Source organism: Hydrogenophaga sp. (assembly GCF_035481345.1).
In the GTDB taxonomy this organism is placed as follows: Bacteria; Pseudomonadota; Gammaproteobacteria; order Burkholderiales; family Burkholderiaceae_C; genus Hydrogenophaga.
In genome coordinates this window covers 1-18,354 of record NZ_DATIGV010000177.1, presented here as the reverse complement: position 1 = coordinate 18,354, position 18,354 = coordinate 1, and the positions used below count along the sequence as shown (strand labels likewise).

At 70.7% G+C, this 18,354-nt stretch carries 24 protein-coding genes and 1 pseudogene; 1 reads left to right on the top strand and 24 read right to left on the bottom strand.

From position 1 onward, the window contains the following. Positions 1-146: 146 nt before the first annotated feature. The 11 genes from VLG41_RS18115 to flgB all read right to left on the bottom strand — a co-directional run bounded on the left by VLG41_RS18115 (position 147) and on the right by flgB (position 9,011). Positions 147-1,058, bottom strand: coding sequence for a flagellar hook-associated protein 3 (locus VLG41_RS18115; protein WP_325350788.1), 912 nt, complete (start codon positions 1,056-1,058; stop codon positions 147-149). Between the two features lie 17 nt (positions 1,059-1,075). Continuing rightward, on the bottom strand, positions 1,076-2,449 hold the full coding sequence (flgK, locus tag VLG41_RS18110) for a flagellar hook-associated protein FlgK (protein WP_325350787.1): 1,374 nt from the start codon (positions 2,447-2,449) through the stop codon (positions 1,076-1,078). Continuing rightward, positions 2,446-2,832: a rod-binding protein gene (locus VLG41_RS18105; RefSeq protein ID WP_325350786.1), complete on the bottom strand. Its 387-nt coding sequence runs from the start codon at positions 2,830-2,832 to the stop codon at positions 2,446-2,448. The genes flgK and VLG41_RS18105 overlap by 4 nt, the downstream gene beginning before the upstream one ends. Positions 2,833-2,937: 105 nt before the next feature. Next, the gene (locus VLG41_RS18100) at positions 2,938-4,104 is read right to left on the bottom strand and encodes a flagellar basal body P-ring protein FlgI (protein ID WP_325350785.1); all 1,167 of its coding nucleotides are present in this window, start codon (positions 4,102-4,104) and stop codon (positions 2,938-2,940) included. 13 nt (positions 4,105-4,117) lie between these two features. After that, entirely contained in the window at positions 4,118-4,774 is a 657-nt protein-coding gene (gene flgH / locus VLG41_RS18095) for a flagellar basal body L-ring protein FlgH (RefSeq protein ID WP_325350784.1), read from the bottom strand. Beyond that, positions 4,774-5,562, bottom strand: coding sequence for a flagellar basal-body rod protein FlgG (gene flgG / locus VLG41_RS18090; protein ID WP_325350783.1), 789 nt, complete (start codon positions 5,560-5,562; stop codon positions 4,774-4,776). Before flgG ends, flgH begins: the two co-directional genes overlap by 1 nt. 30 nt (positions 5,563-5,592) lie before the next feature. Beyond that, the gene (gene flgF, locus VLG41_RS18085; RefSeq protein WP_325350782.1) at positions 5,593-6,324 is read right to left on the bottom strand and encodes a flagellar basal-body rod protein FlgF; all 732 of its coding nucleotides are present in this window, start codon (positions 6,322-6,324) and stop codon (positions 5,593-5,595) included. A gap of 12 nt (positions 6,325-6,336) precedes the next feature. Further along, a complete protein-coding gene (locus VLG41_RS18080; RefSeq protein WP_325350781.1) occupies positions 6,337-7,530 on the bottom strand; it encodes a flagellar hook-basal body complex protein in 1,194 nt (397 codons plus the stop codon). A 19-nt stretch (positions 7,531-7,549) separates the two neighbouring features. Next, a complete protein-coding gene (locus tag VLG41_RS18075) occupies positions 7,550-8,230 on the bottom strand; it encodes a flagellar hook capping FlgD N-terminal domain-containing protein (RefSeq protein ID WP_325350780.1) in 681 nt (226 codons plus the stop codon). Positions 8,231-8,232: 2 nt separating this feature from the next. Continuing rightward, positions 8,233-8,643 carry a flagellar basal body rod protein FlgC gene (gene flgC, locus VLG41_RS18070; protein WP_325350779.1) on the bottom strand — a complete coding sequence of 137 codons (411 nt, stop codon included), beginning with the start codon at positions 8,641-8,643 and terminating at the stop codon, positions 8,233-8,235. Between the two features lie 2 nt (positions 8,644-8,645). Then, entirely contained in the window at positions 8,646-9,011 is a 366-nt protein-coding gene (gene flgB, locus VLG41_RS18065; protein WP_325350778.1) for a flagellar basal body rod protein FlgB, read from the bottom strand. A gap of 160 nt (positions 9,012-9,171) precedes the next feature. Between flgB and flgA the strand changes: the two genes are divergently transcribed. After that, positions 9,172-9,699, top strand: a complete 528-nt coding sequence (gene flgA, locus VLG41_RS18060) for a flagellar basal body P-ring formation chaperone FlgA (RefSeq protein WP_325350777.1) — start codon at positions 9,172-9,174, stop codon at positions 9,697-9,699. Between the two features lie 4 nt (positions 9,700-9,703). Here flgA and flgJ read toward each other — a convergent pair whose 3' ends face one another. The 13 genes and pseudogenes from flgJ to fliI form a co-directional block, all read right to left on the bottom strand. After that, the gene (flgJ, locus tag VLG41_RS18055; protein ID WP_325350776.1) at positions 9,704-10,483 is read right to left on the bottom strand and encodes a flagellar assembly peptidoglycan hydrolase FlgJ; all 780 of its coding nucleotides are present in this window, start codon (positions 10,481-10,483) and stop codon (positions 9,704-9,706) included. After that, positions 10,470-10,898 carry a flagellar export chaperone FlgN gene (gene flgN, locus VLG41_RS18050; RefSeq protein ID WP_325350775.1) on the bottom strand — a complete coding sequence of 143 codons (429 nt, stop codon included), beginning with the start codon at positions 10,896-10,898 and terminating at the stop codon, positions 10,470-10,472. The genes flgJ and flgN overlap by 14 nt, the downstream gene beginning before the upstream one ends. Then, the gene (locus VLG41_RS18045) at positions 10,895-11,164 is read right to left on the bottom strand and encodes a flagellar biosynthesis anti-sigma factor FlgM (protein WP_325350774.1); all 270 of its coding nucleotides are present in this window, start codon (positions 11,162-11,164) and stop codon (positions 10,895-10,897) included. The genes flgN and VLG41_RS18045 overlap by 4 nt, the downstream gene beginning before the upstream one ends. Before the next feature lie 45 nt (positions 11,165-11,209). Beyond that, entirely contained in the window at positions 11,210-12,244 is a 1,035-nt protein-coding gene (locus VLG41_RS18040) for a flagellar motor protein MotB (RefSeq protein WP_325350773.1), read from the bottom strand. Next, positions 12,237-13,109: a flagellar motor stator protein MotA gene (gene motA / locus VLG41_RS18035; RefSeq protein WP_325350772.1), complete on the bottom strand. Its 873-nt coding sequence runs from the start codon at positions 13,107-13,109 to the stop codon at positions 12,237-12,239. The genes VLG41_RS18040 and motA overlap by 8 nt, the downstream gene beginning before the upstream one ends. Positions 13,110-13,140: 31 nt before the next feature. Next, positions 13,141-13,833, bottom strand: a complete 693-nt coding sequence (locus tag VLG41_RS18030; protein ID WP_325350771.1) for a FliA/WhiG family RNA polymerase sigma factor — start codon at positions 13,831-13,833, stop codon at positions 13,141-13,143. A 32-nt stretch (positions 13,834-13,865) separates the two neighbouring features. Next, a complete protein-coding gene (locus tag VLG41_RS18025) occupies positions 13,866-14,315 on the bottom strand; it encodes a flagellar basal body protein (protein WP_325350770.1) in 450 nt (149 codons plus the stop codon). A gap of 33 nt (positions 14,316-14,348) precedes the next feature. After that, positions 14,349-15,422 (bottom strand): flagellar hook-length control protein FliK, encoded by a 1,074-nt coding sequence (locus VLG41_RS18020; RefSeq protein WP_325350769.1) that lies wholly within the window; start codon positions 15,420-15,422, stop codon positions 14,349-14,351. After that, the gene (locus VLG41_RS18015) at positions 15,419-15,733 is read right to left on the bottom strand and encodes a hypothetical protein (protein ID WP_325350768.1); all 315 of its coding nucleotides are present in this window, start codon (positions 15,731-15,733) and stop codon (positions 15,419-15,421) included. The genes VLG41_RS18020 and VLG41_RS18015 overlap by 4 nt, the downstream gene beginning before the upstream one ends. Then, complete coding sequence (fliS, locus tag VLG41_RS18010) at positions 15,720-16,106, bottom strand: flagellar export chaperone FliS (RefSeq protein ID WP_325350767.1); 387 nt, start codon at positions 16,104-16,106, stop codon at positions 15,720-15,722. The genes VLG41_RS18015 and fliS overlap by 14 nt, the downstream gene beginning before the upstream one ends. Before the next feature lie 19 nt (positions 16,107-16,125). Beyond that, entirely contained in the window at positions 16,126-17,481 is a 1,356-nt protein-coding gene (gene fliD / locus VLG41_RS18005; protein ID WP_325350766.1) for a flagellar filament capping protein FliD, read from the bottom strand. A gap of 96 nt (positions 17,482-17,577) precedes the next feature. Then, positions 17,578-18,018 carry a flagellar FliJ family protein gene (locus tag VLG41_RS18000; protein ID WP_325350765.1) on the bottom strand — a complete coding sequence of 147 codons (441 nt, stop codon included), beginning with the start codon at positions 18,016-18,018 and terminating at the stop codon, positions 17,578-17,580. Further along, positions 18,015-18,354, bottom strand: a pseudogene (gene fliI / locus VLG41_RS17995) (flagellum-specific ATP synthase FliI); the annotation flags it as partial. The pseudogene fliI and the gene VLG41_RS18000, both read right to left, overlap by 4 nt.

Sequence of the window (18,354 nt, the reverse complement as noted above, 5' to 3'; positions counted from 1 at the left end):
GGCGATGGGCGCCGCCTGCGAGGCCTGAGCGGTGCCGCCGCCCGTGGCCGAACGCGGCGCCGCCGGCGCGGCACCCGGGCTCACGCCGCGGGTGTCGGCCTCGACGCGGTGGGCGGGTACGCCCGGCAGGGCGGCGGGTATCTGCATCAGATCACGTCGAACAGCGAGAACGAGGTGATGCGCGCGTAGGCCTTCTGCGTGGCCATCAGCGAGGTGTTGTAGGCCTCCAGCTTCACCGTGGCGTCACCGTAGTCGAGCTGGCCGAGCGTGAGCGCGGCCTGGCGGTTGGAGAGGCTGATGTTGGCGTGCGCGCCGTCCAGGTTGTTCAGCAGGGCCTGCTGGCCACCCAGGCGCGCGATGCGCTCGCCCAGGCGGTTGAAGCTGTCGTCGGCCATGTCGGTGGTGGTGACCAGGCGCGCGCGCACGGCCGGGTCGCTCAGGTCCGCGCCGGGGGCACTCAGGTCCACGATGGTGAGGTCGAGCTGGTTGAGCATGGCGGCCAGGTCGTCGAGCGAGGTGTTGGCCGGCTGGGACACGCCCTCGCCCACCACCACCATCTGCTGCAAGGTGTTGCCGGTGAAGGTGTAGCGCGCGCCGGGCGCGGCGGCGGGGTCGAAGGTGATGGTGGGCGACAGGCTGGCCGTGCCGGAGAACAGGTAGCGGCCCTCCTGGTCGCGCGTGTTCGAGAAGGCCAGCACGCTGTCGCGCAGCGATTCGAGCGAGCCCGAAATGGCGTTCACGTCGGCGCTGCTGTTGGAGCCGTCGGCCGCGAACAGCAGCAGGTCCTGCAGCTGCAGCATGTCGTTGCTGATGCTGTCGAGGATGGACTCGCTCTGGCGCTGGCGCGACATGAGCGCGCTCACGTTGTCGCGGTACTGGGTGATCGCCGCCTCCTCGCGGTCCAGCCGCGCCAGGCGCACGCTGGAGATGGGGTCGTCGGAGGGCAGCAGCACGCGCTGCCCGTAGGCCATCTGCGTGAGCACCTTCTCCACGCGCGCGGTGGCGGCCTGCAGCGAGCTGCTCATGGTGATGTGGAACTGGTTGCTGGCGATGCGCATGTCCGGCTCCCCTGGGGTTAACGCAGCGACCCGATGACCGCGTCGAACAGCTCGCCCGCGACCTGGATCACCTTCATGTTGGCGGTGTACATCTGCTGGTACTGCACGAGGTTGATGGCTTCCTCGTCGGTGTTGACGCTGCTGGTGGAGGCCCAGCTCTGCTCGGCCTGCTGGCGCACCGTCTTGGCGGTGGTGAAGGAGGCCTGCGACTGCTGGCTGCGGATGCCGATGCCACCGAGCAACTGGGTGTAGACGTCGCCCATGCGCACCGTGCCCAGGCCGGTGATGGGCACCGACTGGTTCTGCAGGCCGATGACGGCCAGCAGGTTGTCGCTGTTGCCGGCCTGCAGCGGGTCGCTGGAGAAGGCCAGTTCGTCGCCCGTGACGCCGGGGCGCACGGAGAGCAGGCCATCGGCACCGTTGAAGACGAAGAGGTCGGTGCCCGGCGCGCCGCCGGGCGCGAAGCCGGCCGCCAGTTGCGTGTTCACGCGCGTGGCGAGTTCTTCGGCCAGCGAGGCAATGGAGGCGACGGTGGGCATGAGCACGCCGTCCTCGAACTCGTACAGGCCGCCGAGCTGGCCCGCCAGGCCCTCGGTGCGCACCTTGAAGGCTTCCTTGGCGAAGGCCACTTCGATGGCCTGCGAGCCGTCGAGCTGGTTGATGATCTCCATGCGGCCGGCCACGGAGCCGGCCACCAGCGGCACACCCGACTTGAGCGAGACGCTGCGCGAGCCGTCGGGCTGGTCCACCACCGACAGGCCCACCAGCTTGGACAGTTCGTCGATGCGCAGGTCGCGCTCGTCGATGAGGCCCGAGGGGTTGACGTTGAGCGATTCGGCGGCGGTGATCTCGCCGTTGAGCGCGGCGATCTGGCCCGCCAGGTTGTTGATCTGCGCGACCGAGGCCTCGCGCTGCTGGCCGATGGACAGGCGCTGGCTCAGCAGCACCTGGTTGAGGCCGTTGAAGCGCTGGGCCAGGGCTTCGGCCTCGGTGATGATCTGCTGGCGCAGCGGCGCGGAGTTCGGGTCCACGCTGGCGGCGTTGAGCGCGCCGAAGAAGGCGTCCAGGCCCTTGTTGAGGCTGGAGCCTTCGCCCGACATGACCTGTTCGATCTGCTTGAGGTAGGGCTGCACCGTTTCGTGGCGGCCCAGCTCGGACGCGGCGGCCCACATCTGGTGGCTCTTGTAGCCGTCGCTGAAGCGGATGAGCGAAGGCACCTGCACGCCGATGCCGCTGCCGGCCGCGCCGGCCGCGGTGGGCCCCACGGCCGCGAACAGCGGGCCCTGGCGCGTGAAGCCGGGCGTCATCGCGTTGGCGATGTTGTGGCTGGTGGTGTTCAAGGCCGCCTGCGCGGCCATCGCGCCGCTCAGGGCGATCTGCTGGATCTTCATGGTGTGGGCCCGATCGGGTCGGCGGGCGAAGCGCCCGCGCCTTCCCCTTGCAAGGCGACCGGATCGGCGCCGGACTTAAGCGCGGTGCTGGCCAGCGGCGCGGCCGTCGGCATGAGCTGGCGCAGGATCACGTCGGCGATGCCGAAGGCGCGCTGGCGCGCCAGGGTGTCGGCCACCTGCGTGTCGGCGATGCCGAGCATGTCCTGGTGGATGCGGTCCTTGAAGGGGCTGTCCTCGCCCGCGATGGCCTGCGTGCCCTGGCGCATCTGCTTGAGCATCTGGCCGACGAAGAAGGCCTCGAACTTGATGGCGGCGTCTTCGGCGCGCGCACGCACGGCGGCGTCGCTGATCGGCTCAAGGCGTTGCGTGATTCGCAGTTCCATCTCAATCGCCCAGGTCGAGCCGTGAGGCACCGCGGAACCGGCTTTGCCGGGCCGCAGGTGTCGCCCCCTTGAGGGGGTCGCGCGAAGCGCGGCGGGGGTGTGTCTTCATATGACGATGAGCTCGCCATCGATGGCACCGGCTTGATCGAGCGCCTGCAGGATCGCCATGATGTCGTCGGGCGAAGCGCCCGTGCTGTTGATCGTGTCGATGATGTCCTGCAGCTTGCTGCCCGGCGCCCAGTTGAACATGCGGCCGCGGTCCTGCTCGGCCACCACGCTGGACTGCGGCAGCACCACCGTCTCGCCACGGCCGAAGGGCGCGGGCTGGCTGGCCACCGGCTGCTCGCCGATGATGACCTTGAGGTTGCCGTGCGCCACCGCGGCCGGGCGCACGCGCACGCCGTCGGCGATGACGACCGTGCCGGTGCGCGAGTTGAAGACCACGCGCGGCAGCTCCTGGCCCACCTGCACGCCCAGCTTCTGCAGCTCGGCCACGAAGGCCACGCGCTGCGTCGGGTTGGCCGGGGCCACCACGTCCACGCTGGTGGCGTCGCGCGTGGTGGCGATCTCGCCGTAGCGGCCGTTGATGGTGCGCACGATGTTGGTGGCGGTCTGGAAGTGCGGGCGGCGCAGGCTGAGCGTGACGGTCTCGCGCGTGTCGAAATCGGTGGGGATCTCGCGCTCCACCGTGGCGCCGCTGGGCACGCGGCCCGCCGTGGGCGTGTTCACCGTGACGCTGGAGCCGCTCTGGCCCTGGGCCGAGAAGCCACCCACCACCACGTTGCCCTGCGCCAGCGCGTAGACCTCGCCGTCGGCCGCCATCAGCGGCGTGAGCAGCAGCACGCCGCCGCGCAGGCTCTTGGCGTCGCCCATGGACGAGACGGTGATGTCGATGGTCTGGCCCTTGCGGTAGCCGGGCGGAAAGGTGGCGCTCACCATCACGGTGGCCACGTTCTTCAGTCGCGGGTCGCCGCGCTCGGGCAGCGTCACGCCGAACTGGCGCAGCATGTTGGCCACCGACTGGCCCTGGAACTTGATCTGGCTGCTGTCGCCCGAGCCTTGCAGGCCCACCACCAGGCCGTAGCCGATGAGCTGGTTCTCGCGCATGCCCTCGATCTGCACCAGGTTGCCCAGCGGCGTGGTGCGCGCGGGCGTGGCGGCGGCCTTCTGTGCCAGGGCCGGGGTCGCGAAGAGGCTCAGGGCGATCAACAGGCTGGTCATGAGGCCCAGGGAGAACCCGTGTCGGCCCAGGCGCAAGGTGCGGGTGTTCATGCTCGTGTGCCGATCAGAAAGGCATCCAGGGGCTGTTGAAGAAGCGCGTGAGCCAGCCCGGCGTGTTGGCGTCGGCCAGGGTGCCGCTGCCCGAGTAGGCGATGCGCGCATTGGCCAGGCGCTGCGAGGACACGCGGTTGGCGGCGTCGATGTCCTGCCCGCGCACGTAGCCGCTCAGGCGGATGAATTCCTCGCCCTGGTTGAGCCAGAGGCTTTTCTCGCCCGCGATGCGCAGCAGGCCGTTGGGCAGCACCTCCACCACCACGGCGGTGATGGCGCCGCTCAGCGCGTTCTGCTGCGTGCTGCTGGCGTTGCCGTCGAAGGCGCGGTCGGCGCTCAGGCCGATGGGGGGCGTGATGTCGTCGCCGTCGATGGTCAAGGCGCTGATGCCGGCGCTGCTGCCCTTGTCGATCTGCGTGCCGCTGCGCTTGCTGGCCTGCGTGGTCTCCTGCAGGATCACGGTGATCACGTCGCCGACGCGGCGCGCGCGCGTGTCGGCCACCAGGTTCCAGGGCGAGGCCGGCGTGAACACGCCGCCCGAGCGGGCGCGCGCCGTGGGCACCTGCACCACGGGCGCGGGGTCGTCGGCCAGGGCCGGCGGGCGCGGCGGCACCACGGCCGCGCAACCCGCGAGCAGCGCGGCGACCAGCAGCGGCAGCGCGGTTCGCATCAGCGCACCGCCTGCGCCAGGTTCTGCAGCATGCCGTCGGCCGCGCTCAGCACCTTGGTGCTCATCTCGTAGGTGCGCTGCGCGGTGATCATGTCCACCATCTCTTCCACCACCTGAACGTTGGAGCCTTCCAGCGCGCCCTGCTTGATGGCGCCCAGCGCCTCTTCGCCGGCAATGCCTTCGGTGGGCACGCCGCTGGCCGCGGTCTCCTGGTAGAGGTTGTCGCCCAGGGCCAGCAGGCCGGCGGGGTTGACGAAGCCCGCGAGCGTGATCTGGCCGACCTCTTGCGGCGCGGTGTTGCCGGGCAGGCTCACGCTGACGGTGCCGTTCTCGCCGATGGTGACGGACTTGGCGTTCTCTGGCAGGGTGATGTCGGGCACCAGCGGGTAGCCCTGCGCGGTCATGAGGCGGCCTTCAGGGCTGCGTTGCAACTGGCCGGCGCGCGTGTAGGCGGTCTCGCCGCCGGGCAGCTCCACCTGCAGGAAGCCCTGGCCCTGGATGGCGATGTCCAGCGGCTGGCCCGTGGTCTGCAGGCTGCCGGTGGTGAACACCTTCTGCGTGCCGGCCACGCGCACGCCGTTGCCGAGCTGCACACCCACGGGCGTGTTCATGCCCTCGGCCTGCGCGGCGCCGGGCTGGCGCTCCACTTGGTAGAACAGGTCTTCGAACACCACGCGGTCGCGCTTGAAGCCGGTGGTGTTGACGTTGGCCAGGTTGTTGGCGATGGCCTGGAGCTTGGCGTCCTGCGCCTGCACGCCGGTCTTGGCGGTCCACATGGCTGCGTTCATGGTCGGTTCCTCGTGTGCGTGAAAAGGGGATCAGCCGCGCACCAGGCGGTCGCCCGCCTGGGCCATGCGCTCGGCGGCGCCGTAGAGCTTCATCTGGATCTCGAAGTCGCGGCTGGTGGCCATGGTGGCCACCATCTCCTCGACGGCGGAGACGTTGCTGCCTTCCAGGTAGCCGGCCTTGACCTGCACGGTCTCGTCCAGGGCCAGCGCGCCGGCCTGGCGATCGCGCGGCACCAGCAGGCCGGCCTCGTTCTTCACCAGCGCGCCCGGTTCGGGCTTCACCAGCTTGAGGCGGTCCACCGGCTGCATCTCGGCCTGGCCGGGCGGCTGCACGGACACCGTGCCGTCGGCGCCGATCTGCACCGCCGTGTGGGGCGGCAGCACCACGGGACCGCCCTCGCCCAGCAGCGCGCGGCCGTTCACCGTGAGCGTGCCCTCGGCGTCGATGGCGATGCTGCCGGCGCGGGTGTAGGCCTCGCCGCCGGCGTGCTGCACGGCGAAGTACCCGTCACCGGTGACGGCCACGTCGAGGTCGCGGCCGGTCTGGCGAATCGGGCCCGCGCGTTCGCTGATGCCGTTGGCGCTGAGCTCGCTCATGTGGCGCGCGTCGTAGCCGTAGCCCGGCGTGCGCATCGCGGTGGCGAAGCTCTTGTCCGCGCGAAAACCCGGCGTGTCGGCATTGGCCAGGTTGTTGGCGCGCACCTGCTGCTCGCGCAGCGAGCGCTCGGCGCCGCTCATGACGGTGTAGATCAGGGCGTCCATGGTTCAGCGCGATCAGATCGCCTGCATGAGGGATTGCATGATCTGGTTCTGCGTCTGGAACACCTTGGTGTTGGCCTGGTAGTTGCGCTGAGAGGTCATGAGGCTCACCAGCTCCGAGGTCATCTCCACGTTGGACTGCTCCAGCGCACCCGCCACCAGCGAGCCCGCCTGGCCCACGCCCGGCGCGTCGTACAGCGGCTCGCCGCTGGCGTTGGTCACGGTCCAGCTCGTGTCGCTGACGTTCGCCAGCGCGTCCTCGTTGGGGAAGTTGGCCAGGGCCACGGTGCCGATGCGCTGGCGCAGGCCGTTGCTGTACTGCGCGAGCACCGCGCCGTCTTCGTCGATGCTCACCGACAGGAAGGCGCCCGAGGAGTTGCCATCGGCGTCGTTGACGGTGGTGGTGGTCTGGCCCGAGTACTGGGTCGTGCCGGTGTAGTTCACGTTCAGGGTGATGGGGTCCACCGTGGCGGGCAGCGGCAGGGCCTTGGCCACCGGGCCGGCGGGCAGGGTCAGGCGGCCGTCGGTGCCGAACTGCAGCACGGTCTCGGTGCCGGCGGGCATGGGCGTGCCGTCGAAGCCGTAGTGCACCGTCACCTCGTTGGGGCCGCTGCGCACGAAGTACTGCGTGAGCGTGTGCTGCGAACCGAGCGAGTCGTACACCACCGACACGTTGGAGCCGTTGTAGCTCAGCGGCTCGGCCGGGTCGAAGGGCGCCACGGTGGGCGCGGTCCAGTCGGCCGAGAGGTTGGCCACGTAGTCCAGGCTGGTGCTGGCCACGGCCGGCAACTGCTCCTTGCTGACCTGGATGTCGCCCAGGGGGCCGAGCACGTCGGAGCCGGGCACCACGCCGTAGCCCTGCAGGCGGCGACCGAAGCTGTCGGTGACGTAGCCCTCGCGGTCGGCGGTGAAGATGCCCACGCGCGTGAACAGGGTCTGGCCCGAGGGCTCCTTCACCGCGAAGAAGCCCTTGCCCTTGATGGCCACGTCCATGCCGCGGCCGGTGTTGAGCGTGCCGCCGCCGATGCCGATGGACTGCGTGCGCGAGGACGCTTCCACGCCCATGGGCGAGGTGTCCGCGTACATGGACGCGAAGTTGGTGCGGCTGGACTTGAAGCCGTAGGTGCCCGCGTTGGCGATGTTGTTCGAAATGGTCTCGAGCTCGGCGTTGATGGCCTTCACGCCGGAGAGTGCGATTTCCATGCTCATGCTGCGTTCCCTTTAAGCGTTAACCGTTGGAGGAGGAAGCGGTCTCGCGACCGAAGAAGCCGGTGATCTCGGCCGGGGTGACCTCGCCGATGCCGGCGACCTTCATCTGCACGCCGCCGGTGGGCGAGAGGCGGATGCCGGTGAGCACGCCGCGCACGTCGATGCCGGGGGGCGTGACGCCCTCGCCCGCGTCCACCGCGATGGTGTATTTCCCATCGGGCAGGCCCAGCGCGGCCGGGTCCACCGTGAAGTCCACCGGACCGGCCGAGCGCGGGCCCAGCTCGACGCGGTGCTTGCTGCCGTCGGCACCGGTGAGCACCACGGCGGCGGTCTGGGTGGAGGCGTCGAGCACGAAGGAGCCTGAAACCGGATTTCCTTCGATATCGATTCGCGAAGTGCGAACAGCAACGGTGTTGCCGACCTGGCCGCCCAGGCTCAGCACCTGCATGCTGTCGAGCATGGCCGCCGTGCCGTTGTTCTGGCTCACCAGGGTCTGCAGCGCCTCGGTCTGCGACAGCGTGGCGAGCTGCGAGACGAACTCGCTCGGGTCCTTGGGTTCCAGCGGGTCCTGGTTGCGCACCTGCGCCACCAGCAGGCGGATGAACATGTCCTGCGGCACCGACATGCCGTTCTTCGCCACGCCGTCGCCCGAGCTGCCGTTGCCCGAGGCCGCGCCGGTGTTCATGGTGGTGTCGAGCACGATCAGGCCTCCCCGAGCCGCAGCACGGCCATCTGCATCTGGCGGGTGCGGGTGAGCACCTCGACGCTGGTTTCGAAGGCGCGCGAGGCCGACATCATGTCGGTCATCTCGGCCACCGGGTTCACGTTGGGGTAGAAGACGTCTCCGTCTTCGTTGGCCAGCGGGTGCTCGGGCTCGTGCACCTTGCGCACGGGCTCGTCGCTTTCCACCACGTCGAGCACCTGCACCTTGGAGCCGGCGCCCGTGCCTTCGTCCATGAGGGTGGCGAAGACAGGCTTGCGGGCGCGGTAGACGCCGTCCTGCGAGCCCGCGGCGGACTGCGCGTTGGCCAGGTTGCTGGCGATGGTGTTCAGGCGCACGGTCTGGGCGTTCATGCCCGAACCGGCGATGGCGGCGATGCTGTCGAAGGCCATGCTCACTGCCCCTGGATGGCCTGCGCGAGGCCCTTGAGTTTCATCTGCAGGAAGGTGAGGCTCGCCTGGAAGCCCGTGGCGTTCTGCGCGAAGGCGGCCTGCTCCACGCCCAGCTCCACGGTGTTCTGGTCCCCCGAGGGGTGGTGCGGCACGCGGTACTGCAGATCGCCGCTGTCGAGCTCGAGCGCGAGGCCGTCCTCGCGCGCGGCCAGCGCCGATTCGTAGCGCGCGCTGAAGTCGAAGTCGCGCGCCTGATAACCCGGCGTGTTCACGTTGGCCAGATTGGCTGCGATGATCTCGGCGCGTTGGCCGCGCAACTGCAAGGCCTGCGCGTGTCCGCCGATGACCTGTCCGAAGTCGATTGCCATGAGCCGTCCTTTCTCTTTGCTGTTGTTCGCGGCGCTGGTGGCGTCGCCAGCAATTGCGCTATGCGCCAATAACGTTCCGCGAATTGTAAAAACCATCGAAACCCACTGGCGTGAACACGCCGATGGGCGGGGCTGGGGCGACACCCGAGTGGAAGCCCGCGTGGTATCCGCGCCGGAAAACGAACCAAAGTGTGACAAGCCGCCCGAGGTGGTGGTGGTGGACGGCAAGCACCCGGGCCGCATGAAACTGGAGCTGCGCTGCGGCGAAGCGTGGCGCGAGCCGGTGGTGGCGCGCGTGAAGCTGCACGCCGAGGTGCTGGTGGCTGCGCAGGACATCGAGGCCGGCGCGGCGCTGAACGCCCAGAACCTGCGGCGCGAGGCGCGCGACCTCAGCGCGACGCCCGAAGCCATCGGCGCGCTGGACGCCGTCGAGGGCTTCGTGCCCCGGCGCAGGCTGCGCGAAGGCACGCTGCTGCAGGCGCGGCTGTTGCACGAGCCCCTGCTGGTGCGGCGCGGCCAGGCGGTGCGCATCGTGGCGCGGCACGGCGGCGCCGTCGCGGTGGAGGTGGCGGGCGAAAGCCTGGGCAATGGCAAGCGCGGCGACACGGTGCGCGTGCGCAACGTGGCTTCGGGCCGCGTGATCGAGGCGCGCGTGATGGGGCCCGATGAAGTCGAGCCCTTGAAGTAGCGCCTCACCGCGCCCCCTGGATCTGCCGCGCCACGGCGACGAGCTTGTCGGCGTAGGCCGGGTCGGTGGCGTAGCCGCCGCGCGCCAGGCCTTCAGCGAAGGCGCGCGCATCGCCGCCCACACGCAGGGCGTCCTGGTAGCGCGGGCTGGACTGCAGCAGGCTGGCGTAGTCGCCGAAGGCCTGGTCCAGGTTGTCGTAGCGGCGGAAGGACTGCGTGGTCTTGTGCGCCTCGCCGTCCTCGTACTCGGTGGTCAGCGCCTCGGCGGCCGCGCCGCGCCAGGCGCCGCCGGCCTTGATGCCGAAGAGGTTGTGCGTGCTCTGGCCGTCGGCCGCGCGCAGGGGGCGCCGGCCCCAGCCCGATTCGAGCGCGGCGTGCGCCGCGACCAGCTCGGGCGCCACGCCCAGGCGCTGCGCGGCGCGCTGCGCCATGGGCGCGATGGCGGCGAGGAAGGCCCGTTGCTGCTCGGGGCTGGCGCCCTCCGCCGGGGCAAGGGGCGCGGCGGATGGGGTCTCCGCGCCGCCCGCGGCCTGCTGCATGCGCCGCCAGGCCGCCTGCGGAGACAGACCGCCCAGTCCGGCAGACGCCGGGCCACCGCTCTCGATGAAGCGCTGCACCTCCTGCCGCACCGAGCCGCCGAGCGCGCCTGGCGGGCCCATGTACCCGCCCATGTGCCCACCCATGTGCGCGCCGAAGCCACCCGCACCGGCGCCCGCCGCCGCGCGCACCGGCAGCGGCGGCGCGGCGAACGCGCCGGGGAGGGAGGGAAAGTCAGGCAGGCGCATAGGTGCCTTGGGCGCCGTCGTTCAGCACGCGGACCATGATGTCCTGCTGGCCCACGATCAGTTCGCAGTTGCGCACGTTCAGGCGCTTGCATTCCTGCACCAGCGCCTGCAGCTCGCGCATCTGCTCGCGCAGCAGATCGGCCGCCTTGGTGGGCAGGCGCAGCGCCAGCGACTCGTGCGCGTCGCGCGTGGCGCCCCCGGTGAGGCGCTGCACCAGCTGCTGGCGCTGCGAGCACAAGGCGTCCAGCCGCTCGGTCAGCACGGTGATGCGCTCGGCGGCCAGGCGCACGCGCTCGCTGTCGTGGCGCAGCGCGGCCTCGAAGTGCGACTGCAGCAGCTCGCGCATGCGCGTGAAGCCGTCGCGCTCGTGGCGCAGGCCGTCGAGCAGGGTCAGCGCGTCGGCGGCGGCGATCATCGGCCGTCCCCGTGGTAGCGCTGGATCAATGCGGCCAGCTTGCTGGCGTCGAACTTCAGTTCGCCGCGCTGGTAGGCCTCGCGCAGTTGCGCCACGCGGGCCTCGTCGATCTCGGGCATGTCGCGCAGGGCCTGCATGGCCGGGCCCAGCACGCCGGACTGCAGCGCGGCCGGCGCGGCCTCGGCGGCGCCGGCCGCCTCGGCCGCGGCGGGCGCGCCACGCACCGGCGCCAGGGGGCTCGTGCCCGTGGGGTTGTTCACTCTCATTCGATCGCCTCGTGTGCTTCGTGTCCGCATGGTGCGCGCTCCGGCTCAACGCGTCAGCGTATCGGCTTCGGCCGCTGGCGCGCGCGCGCGCTCGAAGCCGGGCAACTGGCGGCCCGCCGCCACCACCGACTCGCGCAGCGTGGCCAGCACGTCGCGGGCCGGCGTCTCGGCCTGCAGGCCGGGCAGCAGCGCTTCGGCCTGTGTGGGGCGGCCGAACATCGCCGTCATGAGTTCGCCCTGCTCCAGCGTGAGCACCATGACCTCGATGCGGCGGTTGATGCTGGCCAGGGGCTGCTCGGGCAGCACCGGTGCGCGCTCGGCCATGCCCACCACCTGCAGCACGGACGCCGCGGGCATGCCACCGCGCAGCAGGTGCGAACGCGCCGCGCCCGCGCGCTCGCTGGAGAGGCGCGCGTTGGACTGGCCGAACGGGTCCTTGCTGGCGTAGGGCGAGGCGTCGGTGTGGCCGACGATGAGGATGGGGTTCTGGATCTTCGCCAGCAGCGGGCCCATGCGGTGCAGCATGTCGGCGAAGCGCGCGCTGGGCACGGCGCTGCCGAGCTGGAACATGCCTTCCTTGTCGGTGTCGTGCAGCATGATGCGCAGGCCGTGCGGCGTGACGAAGGTCTGCAGGTTGGCGCTCAGGCCCGCCTCCAGGCTCAGGCGCGCCAGCAGCGCGGCCAGCTCGGCCATCTGCTCGGGCGTGTCGTAACGCGCGCGCAGCGGCGTGGGGTTCAACAGGCCGGGCACGGTGCGGATGGCGTCGGGGCCTTCACCCTCGCCCTTGCGCGGCATGGGCTTGCGGTCGATCAGGCTGCCGCGCGGGCCGCCTTCGGACGGGATCTTGGCGCCCGAGACCTCGGCCAGCACCGCGCCGCCGCCGCTTTCCAGCGCGCGCGTGACCTCTTCCTTGTCGCGCGCGGCCAGCACCCACAGCACCAGGAACAGGCACATGAGGGCGAGCGTGAAGTCGGCGAAGGCCACCTTCCAGCTGCCGCCGTGGTCGTCTTCCTCGTGGCGGCGCGAGACGCGCTTGACGATGGTGCCGTGGTCGGCACCGTGGGCGGATGACTTAGACACCGGGGCTCTCCTCCAGCTGGTTCACCCAGGTCTCCAGCTGCGCGAAGCTGGGCTTGATGTTGAGCTGGATGAGGCGGCGGCCCGCGTCGATGGAGACCAGCTCGGGCTTGCCCGAGAGGTGCGACACCAGCACCACCTTCACCGCCTCCATGTCGCTCATCTCTTCCGTGACGATCTGCTTCATCATGTTGCTGATGGGGTCGATCACCGCGTAGCACAGGAAGATGCCGATGAAGGTGCCCACCATGGCGGCGGCGACCTTGGTGGAGATCTCGCCCGCGCTGGCCCCATCGGCCACCGAGTTCATGGCCATCACGATGCCCAGCACGGCCGCGATGATGCCGAAGCCCGGCATGGCCTCGGCGACCTTGTGCAGCGATTTGGACGGTTGGGTCAGCTCGGCGTGGATCGCCTCCAGCTCCTGTTCCAGCACGCCTTCCATTTCGTGCGCCGTGATCTTGCCCATGGCCATGACGCGAAAGTTGTCGACGATGAAGTGCATGAGCTTGGGCTCCTCCAGCACCATCGGGTAGCGCTGGAACAGCGGGCTCTTGTGCGGCTCCTCCACGTGCGCGTCGAGTGCCTTCAGGCCGTTGCGGGCCGTCTGCAGCAGCTCGTACATCAGCAGCATGAGCTGGCGCTGGTATTCCTCGCCCCGCTTGCGGCGCGACACCAGCTTGCGCAGTTGCACGCCCATCTCGGCCAGCACGTGGCGCGGGTTGCCGATCACGATGGCGCCGGCGGCGGCGCCGCCGATGATGAGCAGCTCGACCGGCTGCCAGACCACACCCATATCGCCGCCGTGCAGCAGGAAACCGCCGAAGACACAGAGAAAAACGATGATGACGCCGAGGAAGAACTGCATGGTGACGGCCTGTGGTGGGTGATTCGGGTGTTCAGTCGGGCGACATCGCGCCGCGCATCTTCTGCAGCGCGCTCTTGTTGATCTGGCAGACACGGGCCTCGGTGAGGCCCATGACGGCGCCGATTTCCTTGAGGCTGAGTTCCGCTTCGTAATAGAGCTGCACCACGTGCTGCTCTTTCTCGTTGAGGCAGGCCAGGGCCTGCTCCAGCGCGCGCCGCTGCATCAGCTCGGCCTCGGGCGTGCGCGCGGCCGATGGCGTGAGCGCCAGTTCCTCGACCAGCTCGTCGAAGCTGGCCATGGTCTCGGCGTTGATGTGCTGCTCGTAGGCCAGGAAGTCCTCGGCGCTCACGCCCAGGTGTTCCTTCACCTCGGCCTCCGAAGGCTCATGGCCCAGGCGGCGCGTGAGGTCGCGGATGGCGTCGCGCAGGCGGTTGCCCTCCTGGCGCACGGTGCGCGGGCGCCAGTCCTGGCGGCGCAGCTCGTCCAGGATGGCGCCGCGGATGCGCTGCGCGGCGTAGCCGGGAAAGCGCTCGTCGGGCTCGCCGTAGCGGCGCAGGGCCTCCAGCAGGCCCATCAGGCCGATCTGCAGCATGTCGTCGCGGTCCATGGCGCCGCCCGCCTGCGAGGCGAGCTGGGCCACCGCGCGGCGCACCAGCGGTGTGTGCTCGACGAGGCGGCGCTGCTCCAGCGCGGCGGAGGTTTCCGCCGCGGCCAGGCTGCTCATCTCGCCGTAACCGCTGTGCACCCTGGCCTCGCTTATTCGATGACCAGCCGGCCGACCATGACCTCGGCGAAGGGCGCCTCGCGCGATTCGCGGCTGAAGCTCTCGCCGTAGGCCTTCTGCAGGAAGTCGGTGAGCTCGGCGATGCTGAGCATGCTGGCGCGCTCCAGCGTCAGCTCGGACAGCGCGGCCACGGCCACGCTGCGCAGCTTGGGCAACTGCTGCTTGGCCAGGGTCTCTTCCTTCAGCGGCGTCTTGAACACCAGGTCCACCGCCATGTAGTTGCTCAGCGGCCCGCCTTCGCGCGCGCGCAGCATGACGATGACCTTGTCGAGCGAGACGTAGCGGTACTCGCGCGTGTCCACGGGCGCGGCCTCGGCGGTGGCGGGCTGCTTGCCCATGAAGTGCCAGGCGGCGAAGCCGCTGCCCGCGCCCAGCAGGACGAAGGCGCCAGCGGCGAGGGAGATCCAGAGTTTCTTGCTCATGTCGGGACTCGTTCAGTGAGAGGTCACACCGGTTCAGGCCAGCGTGAAGCGGCGCGACGGGTCGTGTTCGCCGCGCAGGGCCTGGCCGGGTTCGGCCTCGTCGCGGCCCGACTGGCCCTGGCGCTGCTGGCCACGCGCGTCGGCCTGCGCGCCGCCGTCGTGGGCCTGCACCTGCACCTGCACGCCCTGGCCCTGGCGCTGGCCCAGTTCCTGGCGCAGGCCCTCGCCCATGTGCTGAAGCTGGCGCGCCACCTCGGGGCTGGAGGCCGTGAGCTGCACCTGCAGTTGCGCGCCTTCCTGGCGCACCACGATCTCGATGCGGCCCAGCGCGGGCGGGTCCAGCCGGATGCGGGCCTGGTCGATGCCTTGAGCGGACTGCCACTGCACGCGTTCGCCCAGGGCGTGCGCGAGCGGGCGCTGCCAGAGTTCGGTGCGCGCGGGGTCCAGGCGCACGACGGGCTCGTTCGCGCCGCTGCTTGGTGAATTCGCGTTGGCGTTGAATACCTGCGCAAAGCCATCCAGCGATGCCGGCTCGCGCGGGGTGCGCGCGGCCGAGGCCACGGCAATGGTGTCCGCGGGCACTGCGCGTGCAGCGGCCGTGTCCGCCAGCGAACGCGCGGACGAGGGGGCGTTCGACGGCGCAGCGCCTGCGGCATCGGCCAGGGGCGCTGCGGCGGCGGCGGACGGCGCGGACCCGGCCTCGGCGCCCGGGGTGCGCGGCGCCACGAGAAGGCCCGGCAGGGTCTGGGGCGCCGTGGAGCGTTCGGCCTCGACCGTGTCGGCCGCCTCGGCCAGCGGGGCGGTGCCCTCGCCGCCCGTCTCGCGCGCGGCGGCGCCCAGCAGGCGCGAGAAGGCTTGCGTGAACGGCAGCGCGGGCGCCTGCTGGGAGTCCAGCGCCATCAGCCAGGGCGCGATGGCGGCGTCCGCGGCGTCAGCGGCGTCGGTGGTGTCGCTCGAGCCGGCGTCCTCGGCCGGGGCCTGGCCCAGCATCAGCGAAAACAGGGGATGCGCGGCGTCGCTCGCGCCAGGGGCCAGCACCGCGTCGGCCACGGGCGTGACAGGGGCGGTGGAGGGGGCGGCGGCGTGCAGGGCCAGGGTGGCGTTCATCTCGTGTCTCCCAGGAATTCGGCGGCGGCGTAGGCGTCGCGCCCGCCGCGGTGCGCGCACAGGTCGCGCAACTGCGCCTGCGCCGCGTCGTGCTCGCGCTGCACCAGGGCCAGCGCGCGCTGGTGCGCCTGCTGCAGCAGCGCGCAGGCCGAGCGCGTGCCCGCGTCGAGCGAGCGCAGGCCCTGCAGGCCGATCAGCAGGCTGCCGACCTCGCGGTCGAGTGCGCCGAGCGCGCGCACGTCGCCGGCCAGGGTGCGCTCGTGCAGGCGGCCGGCCAGCTCGATCAGGCGGGCGCGTTCATCGCTTGGCATCGCGCACCCCTTCCCAGCCTTCGCGCACGGTGCCCAGCAGGCGCACGGCCTCGTCGAGCACCGCCACGTCCATGCGGATGCCCGCTTCGTGGATGCGGCGCGCGCAGTAGTCGTACAGCTCGGCGAGCTGCGCCACCACCTCGCTGCCCGAGTCGGTGTCCAAGGCGCTGGACAGGCCATTGAGCATGGCGACGCTGCGGTTCAGGCTGTTGGCCTTGGCCTCGAAGCGCGCGTGTTCGATGTGCGCCCGCGCGCGGGCCAGCTCGTCGAGCAGCCCGTTCATCAGGATCAGCACCAGCTCCAGCGGTGAGGCCTTCGCCGTCTGCGCGCCCAGGTCAACGGCCTGGTAGCTCTGGTATGCGTCGTAGCTCAAGGCAATCCTCTTCTGTGTGTCAGGCCCCAAGCTGGCTGAACAGCCCGGAGGTCTGGTTCATCTGGCCCAGCACGGTCTGCAACTGGCTGAACTGCAGCAGGTAGCGCTCGTAGTTCACGTTGAAGGTCTCGTCCAGGCGCTCCTGGCGCTGGGTCAGGCCTTTCTGCTGGAGCTGCACGTTGTCCAGGCGGCGGGCGAGCTGGCCCGTGCCGGATGTCGTCCAGGTCTCCAGGTGGTCGGCCACCGCGCCGAAGACGCCCGAGCGCTTGCCCAGCGCGGACGAACCGAGCACGGTGTCCAGCGCCTCGGGGTTGGCGGCCAGGGTCTTCTGCAGGCGCGTGGTGTCCAGCGTGAGCTGGCCCTGGCGGTCGCTGCTGATGCCGAGGTCGCTGATGCGCAGGCCGCCGAAGTCCTGGCGGATCAGGTCGTTGAGGCGGTTGCGCAGGTTGCGCACGCCCGCGTCGGTGGAGAAGGCGCCGCGCGAGGCGGCGTCTTCGCTGGTCTTGGTGAGGTTGTTGAGCTCGTTCTGCAGCGCGTTGTAGGCGTTGACGAACTTGCGCACGCTCTCTTCGGTGCCGGTCTTGTCGGCGGCCACGTCGAGCTGGATCGGCGCATCACCCGGGCTTTGCGCCTTGGTGAAGTTGACGGACACGCCCGCGATGCCGGTGTAGCTGTTGCTGCCCTGTTCGATGCGCAGGCCGCTGCCCTGCTCGCCCAGCCAGATCACCGCGTTGCGCGCGGCGGCCAGTTGCGTGGGCGCGCCGCCCAGCGCGGTCTTGAGCGCGCTGTCGGGCAGGCCCGAGGCGTCGAGCGTGATCGCGCCGTCGGCGCCGCTCAGGCCCGAGGACAGGATGAGCTGCGGGCCCGAGGCCGTGCTGGCCACCTGCGCGGTCACCTTGCCGTCGTTGCCGGCGGACTGGTTGATGGCGCGCGCGATCTCGGTGGCGCTGAGGTTGCCGTCGCCGTCCTGGTCGGCGGCGAGCAGGTTGACGTTGAAGGACGAGCCGTCGGCGCGCTGCACCACCAGCGGCCCACCCAGGGCCACCGGCACGGCGGGCAGGTCGGCGTAGGCGATCTGGTGGGTGGAGGCGGTCTGCTCGACGAAGAAGCTGTACGAGCCCGGCTGCGCGCTGGCGCTGGCCGTGGCGGTGGCGCCGGTGGTGGTGCTGAGCGTGGCGGTGTTCTTCTTGAGGCCCCCGGTGGCGCCGCCCAGGCCGCTCAAGGCGGTGTTGAAGGTCGACATCGCCGCGCGCAGCTTCTCCAGCCCGGCCTGCGTGGCCTTGGCGAGCTGCCCTTCGCGGTCAATCTGCTGCTGCGGGCCCTGCACCAGCAGGGTGGCCAGTTGCGTCGCGGTCGTGGTCGGGTCGAATTCCATGGTCTTACTCCAGAGGGGTCAGGCGGTCAGGGACGCCGCCTCCGAAGCACAAGGCGACCGGGGCGCCGGATTTCTGAAGCACGGGGTGGGACTTTTTCACGCGCGCCCCCTCAGCCACACGGTCTGGGCGATGTCGTCGGTGCGTTTGCGCTCGGCCACGTGAAGCGCGCGCTCACCTTCTTCCAGGCGCCGGCCGTGCAACTGGGCCACGGCCTCGCGCCGGCGGAAGGCCTCGTGCAGGGCCAGGCGGGTCTGGTCCATCTGCGACTCGTGCTGGGCCAGGGCCGTGCGGTGGCGATCGGCCAGGTCGAGCACGCTGAGCTTGTAGGCGCCCAGGTTGCTGGCCAGCGTGGGCGAGAGCGTAGACGCGGCGCCCGTGGCGCCCGCCTCGTCGAGCAGCTCGCCCAGTTGGGAGATGCTGGCGACGAAGCGCTGGCGCGTGCGCTCCTGCTCGGCCAGCACGGCGCCCACGCGCTCCTGTTCGCGTTCGCGCAGTTGCACCACCTGTTCCAGGGCACGCAGGCCGCCATGGTTCATTCGACGATCTCCTTCAGGCGCTGCAGGCAGTCGCCCATGGGCGCGGATTCCTTGGTGCCCTGATGCAGGAAGGCCTCGATGCGCGGCCACAGCGCCACGGCGCGGTCGCTCAGCGGGTCGGCGCCGGGCACGTAGGCGCCCAGGGGCAGCAGCTCGCGCACCTGCTGGTAGCGCGCCAGCAGGGCCTTCACCTCACGCGCGATGCGCTGCTGATCGGCGTCGGCCACCAGGCTCATGCAGCGGCTGATGGACTGGCCGATGTCGATGGCCGGGTAGTGCCCGCGCTCGGCCAGCGCGCGCGAGAGCACGATGTGACCGTCCAGGATGGCGCGCGCG

Bases quoted from the DNA above. Each gene is read 5' to 3' on its own strand.
- flgK (WP_325350787.1), bottom strand. From the start codon at position 2,449: ATGAAGATCCAGCAGATCGCCCTGAGCGGCGCGATGGCCGCGCAGGCG.
- fliD (WP_325350766.1), bottom strand. From the start codon at position 17,481: ATGGAATTCGACCCGACCACGACCGCGACGCAACTGGCCACCCTGCTG.
- flgN (WP_325350775.1), bottom strand. From the start codon at position 10,898: ATGATCGCCGCCGCCGACGCGCTGACCCTGCTCGACGGCCTGCGCCAC.
- flgG (WP_325350783.1), bottom strand. From the start codon at position 5,562: ATGAACGCAGCCATGTGGACCGCCAAGACCGGCGTGCAGGCGCAGGAC.
- flgH (WP_325350784.1), bottom strand. From the start codon at position 4,774: ATGCGAACCGCGCTGCCGCTGCTGGTCGCCGCGCTGCTCGCGGGTTGC.
- VLG41_RS18080 (WP_325350781.1), bottom strand. From the start codon at position 7,530: ATGAGCATGGAAATCGCACTCTCCGGCGTGAAGGCCATCAACGCCGAG.
- VLG41_RS18100 (WP_325350785.1), bottom strand. From the start codon at position 4,104: ATGAACACCCGCACCTTGCGCCTGGGCCGACACGGGTTCTCCCTGGGC.
- flgJ (WP_325350776.1), bottom strand. From the start codon at position 10,483: ATGCGCCTGCCTGACTTTCCCTCCCTCCCCGGCGCGTTCGCCGCGCCG.
- VLG41_RS18015 (WP_325350768.1), bottom strand. From the start codon at position 15,733: ATGCCAAGCGATGAACGCGCCCGCCTGATCGAGCTGGCCGGCCGCCTG.
- VLG41_RS18025 (WP_325350770.1), bottom strand. From the start codon at position 14,315: ATGAGCAAGAAACTCTGGATCTCCCTCGCCGCTGGCGCCTTCGTCCTG.
- VLG41_RS18045 (WP_325350774.1), bottom strand. From the start codon at position 11,164: ATGAGAGTGAACAACCCCACGGGCACGAGCCCCCTGGCGCCGGTGCGT.
- VLG41_RS18020 (WP_325350769.1), bottom strand. From the start codon at position 15,422: ATGAACGCCACCCTGGCCCTGCACGCCGCCGCCCCCTCCACCGCCCCT.
- flgF (WP_325350782.1), bottom strand. From the start codon at position 6,324: ATGGACGCCCTGATCTACACCGTCATGAGCGGCGCCGAGCGCTCGCTG.
- VLG41_RS18115 (WP_325350788.1), bottom strand. From the start codon at position 1,058: ATGCGCATCGCCAGCAACCAGTTCCACATCACCATGAGCAGCTCGCTG.
- flgC (WP_325350779.1), bottom strand. From the start codon at position 8,643: ATGGCCTTCGACAGCATCGCCGCCATCGCCGGTTCGGGCATGAACGCC.
- flgB (WP_325350778.1), bottom strand. From the start codon at position 9,011: ATGGCAATCGACTTCGGACAGGTCATCGGCGGACACGCGCAGGCCTTG.
- motA (WP_325350772.1), bottom strand. From the start codon at position 13,109: ATGCAGTTCTTCCTCGGCGTCATCATCGTTTTTCTCTGTGTCTTCGGC.
- VLG41_RS18030 (WP_325350771.1), bottom strand. From the start codon at position 13,833: ATGAGCAGCCTGGCCGCGGCGGAAACCTCCGCCGCGCTGGAGCAGCGC.
- VLG41_RS18000 (WP_325350765.1), bottom strand. From the start codon at position 18,018: ATGAACCATGGCGGCCTGCGTGCCCTGGAACAGGTGGTGCAACTGCGC.
- VLG41_RS18105 (WP_325350786.1), bottom strand. From the start codon at position 2,832: ATGGAACTGCGAATCACGCAACGCCTTGAGCCGATCAGCGACGCCGCC.